The 4,376-nt window shown below is 72.6% G+C and carries 5 protein-coding genes and 1 pseudogene; 4 read left to right on the top strand and 2 right to left on the bottom strand.

What is annotated here, in order from left to right:
* Positions 1 to 518 (top strand): ATP-binding cassette domain-containing protein (locus tag VJR25_RS08430; protein WP_324114508.1); only part of this gene is annotated, 518 nt, incomplete at its 5' end.
* A gap of 88 nt (positions 519 to 606) precedes the next feature.
* Entirely contained in the window at positions 607 to 1,647 is a 1,041-nt protein-coding gene (moaA, locus tag VJR25_RS08425) for a GTP 3',8-cyclase MoaA (protein ID WP_349254666.1), read from the top strand.
* A 436-nt stretch (positions 1,648 to 2,083) separates the two neighbouring features.
* Here moaA and VJR25_RS08420 read toward each other — a convergent pair whose 3' ends face one another.
* Positions 2,084 to 2,506, bottom strand: a complete 423-nt coding sequence (locus VJR25_RS08420; RefSeq protein WP_324114506.1) for a molybdenum cofactor biosynthesis protein MoaE — start codon at positions 2,504 to 2,506, stop codon at positions 2,084 to 2,086.
* Positions 2,499 to 3,653: a ThiF family adenylyltransferase gene (locus VJR25_RS08415; protein WP_324114504.1), complete on the bottom strand. Its 1,155-nt coding sequence runs from the start codon at positions 3,651 to 3,653 to the stop codon at positions 2,499 to 2,501. The genes VJR25_RS08420 and VJR25_RS08415 overlap by 8 nt, the downstream gene beginning before the upstream one ends.
* An 89-nt stretch (positions 3,654 to 3,742) precedes the next feature.
* Between VJR25_RS08415 and VJR25_RS08410 the strand changes: the two genes are divergently transcribed.
* Both VJR25_RS08410 and VJR25_RS08405 read left to right on the top strand, forming a co-directional pair.
* Positions 3,743 to 3,994, top strand: a complete 252-nt coding sequence (locus tag VJR25_RS08410; RefSeq protein ID WP_324114502.1) for a MoaD/ThiS family protein — start codon at positions 3,743 to 3,745, stop codon at positions 3,992 to 3,994.
* Between the two features lies 1 nt (position 3,995).
* A pseudogene (locus VJR25_RS08405) lies at positions 3,996 to 4,376 on the top strand (molybdopterin molybdenumtransferase MoeA); the annotation flags it as partial.

The raw sequence follows: 4,376 nt of genomic DNA, 5'->3' as shown, positions 1-4,376 counted from the left end.
AGCTGTCCGGCGGCCAGCAGCAGCGGGTCGCGATCGCGCGCGCCTTCGCGGCATCCCCCGACGCGCTGCTGCTCGACGAGCCGTTCGCCGCGCTCGACGTGCAGACCGCGGCGCAGGCACGGCGCGTGGTGGCCGGGTTCGCGAAGGATGCCGGCATCCCGATCCTGCTCGTCACGCACGATCCGCAGGATGCCCGCGAGCTCGCCGACCGCACGATCGGGCTGCAGTCCGGGCGCATCGTCGACGAGGGCCCGACGCACGCCGTGCTGCAGCGCCGATCCACCGCCTTCGTCGCCGCGCTGCATGCGCCGGGGGCGTGGACCGCGACCGTCGCGCGCATCGAGCGCGGCCCGGAGGCCGTGCGGGTGCACACCGTCGAGCGGCCGGGTGCCCCGCTCGTCGTGCCCGCGGACGTGGCGGACGGCCTCGCGCCCGGCGCGCGGCTGCGCCTGACCGTGACGGTCGAAGACGACGCAGGTCATCTGCCAGATCCGAGTGCTACGGTTGTCGATCCGTAAGGGGGTCGAAGTGTCGATCACGCGCGGTTCCGAACCTGCGGAGACAGAGACGTCAGACGGACGCAATCGCGTCCGTCGTGCGCGCGCGCTGGCATCCACCGGCCTCGCCGATCGCCTGAACCGGCCGCTGCGGGACCTGCGGATCTCGATCACCGACCGCTGCAACTTCCGCTGCGTGTACTGCATGCCCAAGACCGTGTTCGGCCGCGACTACGCGTTCCTCCCCCGCGACGAGCTGCTCTCGTTCGAGGAGATCGTGCGCATCGCGGATGCCGCGGCATCCCTCGGCGTGCACAAGCTGCGCCTCACCGGCGGCGAGCCCCTGCTGCGCCGCGGCATCGAGGAGCTCATCGCCCGGCTCGCCGAGCTGCGCACGCCCGAGGGCGAGAAGCTCGAGCTGGCCCTGACCACGAACGGGTCCGCGCTGCCCGTCAAGGCGCAGGCGCTGAAGGATGCCGGCCTCGACCGGGTGACGGTGTCGATCGACTCCCTCGACGACGCGCTGTTCCAGCAGATGAACGACGTGAAGTTCCCGGTGTCGCGGGTGCTGGCGGGGATCGATGCGGCGCACGAGGCGGGGCTCGGGCCGATCCGCCTGAACATGGTGGTCAAGAGGGGGCTCAACGACCACGAGATCGTGCCCATGGCCGAGCGGTTCCGCGGCACCCCGTACACGCTGCGGTTCATCGAGTACATGGATGTCGGAACCACGAACGGCTGGCGCCTGGACGAGGTCGTGCCGTCGGCCGAGATCGTCGAGCGCATCAGCGCCCTGCACCCGCTCGAGCCGCTCGGCGCCGCGGTGCCCGGCGAGACCGCGAAGCGCTGGCGGTACGCCGACGGCGGCGGCGAGATCGGCGTCATCTCGTCGGTCACGAACGCGTTCTGCGGCACCTGCAACCGGGCGCGGATCTCGACCGAGGGCAAGCTCTTCACGTGCCTGTTCGCCACGGAGGGCCACGACCTGCGCGCATTGCTGCGCGGCGGCGCGACGGATGCCGAGCTGCGCGCGGCGCTCGGCGGCATCTGGGGCGCACGCGACGACCGCTACAGCGAGATCCGCTCCTCCCTCACGCCCCAGCTCCGCGAAGCCCGCCACCGCGTCGAGATGAGCTACATCGGCGGCTGACGCCCACCCCACGGTCTCCCTGGGGCGCGGGCTTGCGTCGCACTCGCTCCCCCTCACCGTCGCCCTCGGCGCTCCCCTCTTGGCGCTCAAGGGTCACAATCTGCTGTCGCAACCCGCAGAACGTGACCCTTGAACACAGCCACGCCGTCGCCATGCCCACACCATCGACGTTCAAGGGTCACGATCTGTGGGTGCAACGCGCAAAACGTGACCCTTGAACACCGCCACGCCGTCGCCATGTCCACGCCGCCCTCGGCGCCCTCGGCGCGCGCCCTTGGCCCCCAGCCTCGGCCGTCACCCTGCGACGCTCAAGGGTCACGATCTGTGGGTTCGAGCCGCAGAACGTGACCCTTGATCACGCGGGGCGCGGGGCGGGGCGCGCGCCGGGCGCGCGCCGGCAGGACTGGCGGATGGTTGGATGGCGGGGCGGGGCGGGCTACAGGCCGACCCACTCCGAGACGCCGTCGTCGTAGTGCTGGCGCTTCCAGATGGGGACCTCGTGCTTGATGAGCTCGACCACGCGCTCGCACGCGTCGAACGCCTGACCCCGGTGCGGGGCGGCGGCCGCGGCGAACAGGGCGACGTCGCCGATCCGCAGGTCGCCGACGCGGTGGGATGCCGCGATCGCGAACCCGGTCTCCGCCGCGACCCGCGCGACGCAGTCCGCGAGGAAGCGGGCGGCATCCGGATGCGCCCGGTAGTCGAGCGAGCGCACCGCCTTGCCGCCGTCGTGGTCGCGCACGACGCCGCAGAACATGACGACGGCGCCGTTGGCATCCCCCTCGACCGCGGCGCGGATCGCGGCCTCGTCGAGCGGGGTCTCGCTGATGAGCTCGAAGCCCACCACCTGTTCAGACAATGTCGTCTCCTTCGACTTCGCCGCCGACGGCGACGTACGACTGGATGCCCCCGGCCAGATACGCGACGTCCGCGAGCCCGCGCTCGGCGAGCATCCGGGCCGCCGTGCGCGCCCGCGGGTCCCGCTCGCACACCACGACGAGGGGCGCGCCCGCGGCATCCGGCACGGCTCCCGCGCGCAGTTCCGCGAGCGGAAGCGGAACCGATCCGGGGATGCGGCGGGCGGCGACCTCCTCGGGCTCCCGCACGTCGAGCAGGGTCAGCCGCTCGCCCGCGCGCAGGCGGCCGGCGAGGGCCGCGGCGCTGAGCGCGGTGAGGTCGCTGTCGTCCGGCACCCCGCAGAAGAGGTCGTAGTCGATCAGCCCGGTGATGGCCGGGGTCTCCGGGGAGACGGCGTACGGGATCTCCCGCGTGCGCGCGGTGAGCGCGTCGTACGTGAGCACGCGGCCGATGAGCGGCTCGCCGATCCCGGTGACGAGCTTGATGACCTCGGTCGCGAGGAACGAGCCGATCGCCGTGCACAGGGTCGGCAGCACGCCGCCGAGCTCGCACGACAGCGCCTCGTCGGCGGGCGGCGGGCTGGGGACAAGGTCGCGGTACGTCGGTCCGCGGCCGTGCCACGCGACGCCGACCTGTCCGTGGAACCGCAGGATCGCACCCCACACGAGCGGCACGCCCGCGAGCACCGCGGCGTCGTTGGCGAGGTAGCGGGTGGGGAAGTTGTCGCTGCCGTCGACGACCAGGTCGTACCCGTCGAGGATGCCGGGAAGCGTCGCTGCGGTGACGCGCTCGGGATGCCGGATGACGCGGCATCCCGGATCGATCGCCGCGATCGCGTCGGCGAGCGAGTCGACCTTGGGCCGGCCGATGTCGGCGACGCCGTGCGCGAGCTGGCGGTGCAGGTTGGACAGCTCGACGACGTCGTCGTCGATGAGGCCGAGGGTGCCGATGCCGGATGCCGCGAGCACGGGGGCCACCGCGGTGCCGAGTCCGCCGGCCCCGATGATCAGCACGCGGGCCGCGCCGAGACGCCGCTGGGCGGTGTCGCCGAAGCCGGGCAGCATGAGCTGCCGGCTGTACCGCGCGAACTGCTCCGCGGTCAGCTCCGGACCGGGCTCGACGACCGGTCGTTCAGCGGGCGTGGGCATCCTCCAACTCTACGCGCCGGGAGCGTCGGAGTTCCTCAGAGTTTCCGCAATATGGATGCTTTTTTCCGTATCACGGGTAAGCTTGAGACATGGTGACGGTCACAGTGCGGTACTTCGCCGCAGCCGCGGAAGCGGCCGGGCGCGAGGAGGAACTCGTCGATCTCGCCGACGCGCTCCCCACGGTCGGCGCCCTGCGCGATCACCTGCTCTCCCAGTATGGCGGGCCGATGGACCGAGTGCTCCGATCCGGCTCGTTTCTCGTCGACGGTGTCGTGCGGCGCGACCCCGCCACCCCGATCTCGCGGTCGGTCGACGTGCTGCCGCCGTTCGCGGGGGGATGACATGCGCACCCACCTCGAGCACCAGCAGGCCACCGCCGACCTGCTCGCCCCGTTCCTCGCCCGGGTCGCGGAACGCGCCGAGTCGCTGCCCCTGGCGGATGCCGCCGGACGCGTACTGGCCGCCGACATCCTGAGCCCGATCGACCTGCCGCCGTTCGCGAACTCGCAGATGGACGGCTACGCCGTGCGCAGCGCGGAGCTCGCGGCCGCATCGGCCGGCTCCCCCGTCGCGCTGCGGGTCGGCCCGACCACCGCGGCGGGCGACGCCCCCGGCCTGCTCGAGCCGGGCAGCGCGAACCCGGTGATGACCGGCTCCGCGATCCCCGCCGGGGCGGATGCCGTCATCCCGATCGAGCGGGCGGACCCCGACCACTTCCAGGGC

It is taken from the genome of Microbacterium sp. (genome assembly GCF_035277845.1).
Taxonomy (GTDB): domain Bacteria; phylum Actinomycetota; class Actinomycetes; order Actinomycetales; family Microbacteriaceae; genus Microbacterium.
This window is presented reverse-complemented; position numbering and strand designations above follow the sequence as displayed.